Annotated in this window: 3 protein-coding genes and 1 pseudogene; all 4 read left to right on the top strand. The window is 46.5% G+C overall.

Translation table 11 applies throughout. The features are described from left to right. Positions 1-119, top strand: a 119-nt coding sequence (locus A1019T_RS03885; protein WP_143514067.1) for a zinc ribbon domain-containing protein, incomplete at its 5' end; no start/stop codon positions are given. Between the two features lie 29 nt (positions 120-148). After that, positions 149-1450 (top strand): annotated as a pseudogene (locus A1019T_RS13935) (neutral/alkaline non-lysosomal ceramidase N-terminal domain-containing protein); the annotation flags it as partial. A 24-nt stretch (positions 1451-1474) separates the two neighbouring features. Further along, entirely contained in the window at positions 1475-1951 is a 477-nt protein-coding gene (locus tag A1019T_RS13930) for a neutral/alkaline non-lysosomal ceramidase C-terminal domain-containing protein (protein WP_341864622.1), read from the top strand. A 114-nt stretch (positions 1952-2065) separates the two neighbouring features. Continuing rightward, positions 2066-2329: helix-turn-helix domain-containing protein (locus A1019T_RS03875; RefSeq protein ID WP_143514051.1), on the top strand; the 264-nt coding region annotated here is incomplete at its 3' end.

Raw genomic sequence — 2329 nt, 5'->3', positions numbered from 1 at the left:
GAATAAGAGGATGGACTTGTGCTGAGTGTGGCACATGGCATGATAGAGATATCAATGCTGCTAAGAACATCCTTGCGGTCGGGCTTGACCGTCTAGCTGTAGGAATCCCCTCGGTTTAGCGAGGGGAGGAAGTCAAGTTTCTGCCGATTTGGGAGCCATGTTCACCGCAGTAAAACTTGAAGTGATTAAACGTCTGCAAGCGGAGTTCGGCACACTTTATACTGATGAAAACGTGATGCTCACGGCAACTCATACTCATGTGGGCAATGGCGGCTACTCTCATCAAAAGCTGTATCAGCTTGCCAGTCAAGACGATACACAAGCAGGCTATAGCCAGCAAACTTTTGAGGCCATAGTTGACGGCATCGCACGTTCAATCAAACAAGCGCACAATAGTCTAGTCCCTGGTAAATTAAGCCTAGCTCAAGGCGAGTTAAAAGAGGCCACCCGCAACCGCTCTTTGGCCGCTTATCACGCCAATCCAGAGGCCAAAGATTTTGACAGCAGTGTCAATGAAGTTATGACTCAGCTGCGCCTTGATGCCGCAGATGACACCCCTTTAGGACTCATTAACTGGTTTGCGATCCATCCCACCAGCTTTAGCAACCAGTTTAGTCATTTGAGTGCTGACAACAAAGGTTATGCCCAATTGGGCATGTAGGCTAAGCTGCGCCAATAACATAACCCTAATTTTGTGGCCGCTTTTGCTAACGCAGATGAAGGAGATGTGGTGGCCAGTGGCGGTAATGCCTATTCAGCGCCTGGCTATGAGGGAAGTCAGAACGAATGGGAAAACGTAATTCGAGATGGGTCTTTGCAGCTAAAAAAAGCAGCTGAAATGTGGAATCAAGGTCAGCCGGTCTCAGGGCCCATTGATAGTCGATCACGCTGGGTAAACCTGGCAGGGTATGAGATGAGTGAAAACTTTACCCAAGGTGACGGCCCCCAAAAGCTATGTATTCCTGCCCGCGGCTATTCGTTTGCATCCGGTGCTGAAAATGGGCCTTCCGATATACCCGGCATCTATGAAGGCATGATAAAAGACAATCTAAGCATAAGTGACAAAGTTAATAACACAGATAGATCCGTATTAGGCAGTGCCACTCGAGCCGCTTTTGGGGTGGTGGCCACAGTTAGCCAAGATGCGTGTCAGCTTGAGAAGCCCGTCCTATTACCGACGGGTAAATGGGGCTGGGTCAATAGTCAGCAGCCGGTACAGCTAATGCGTATCGGAAACTTGGGGCTCATTGCCATCCCCGGTGAACCCACTACCATGGTTGGTCGTCATTTACGACAAGCCGTGGCTAAAGAATTAGCCCCTATAGGGGTAGATACTTTGGTCGTCGCCGGTTTGGCCAATAATTACAGTGGCTATGTTATTACTCGAGCAGAATATGCCCAGCAACACTATGAAGGGGCTTCTACTGAATTTGGCCCGTACCAAGCGAGTGCGTATCAGCAAGAGTATGTACAGCTGGCTCATGCCCTGCGTGAGGGTAGCAAAGTGACTAGTGAAATTACGCCACCAGACCGCTCCAATAAACGTTTCGCCGAAAGACCTGGCGTGACTTTTGATGATAAGCCAGTGAATCAAGCTTGGGGACAAGTACTGATTCAACCTAACGATAGTTATCATCATAATGAGCTGGTCAGCGTTACCTTCCGGGGAGCTCACCCAAAAAATAACTTAAGCACTGAAGATACTTTCTTAAAAGTACAGCGTTTGCATCAAGGTAAATGGAGGGACTATTTAACAGATGCTGATTTTGAGACTCGCTATACCTGGGAGCGTGAAGGCATTGCTTATAGCAAGGTAGCCATTGATTGGCATATAAATTCAGATACCCCACCAGGCACTTATCGCATCATGCATTTAGGAGATTGGAAAAATGGTTGGGACAGCACCATTACCCCGTATTCAGGCATTTCTCACTCCTTCAAAGTAGAATAACTATCAACATCTCTTTTTTCTCTTACCTTCAGACAGCCTTAGTCTGCGGAATAATAATACCAATTCCACAAAATAATATACAATATAATCAACTCAAAAACATAATAGAATCATATGCCGAAAAAAACCCCTAGAAACCATAAACTCACAGACCACGATTTTCTGCAATTATCTAAAACAGAAGGCAATGCCAGAGCGCGAATCAGACTACTCATGCTGCATCAACTGAGTCAAGGTCATCCTATAGCGACCGTAGCAGAGAACTTTGGCTATAACCCTAGAAGCGTCTATACCATAAGAAGGAAATACTGGTTGCATGGTATCACTAGTGTCTATGACGCAGCTGGCAGAGGCAGAAAGAGTCTTTTAGCAGAAAAA

Source organism: Psychrobacter piechaudii, assembly GCF_900162825.1.
GTDB lineage: Bacteria > Pseudomonadota > Gammaproteobacteria > Pseudomonadales > Moraxellaceae > Psychrobacter > Psychrobacter piechaudii.
This window is presented reverse-complemented; position numbering and strand designations above follow the sequence as displayed.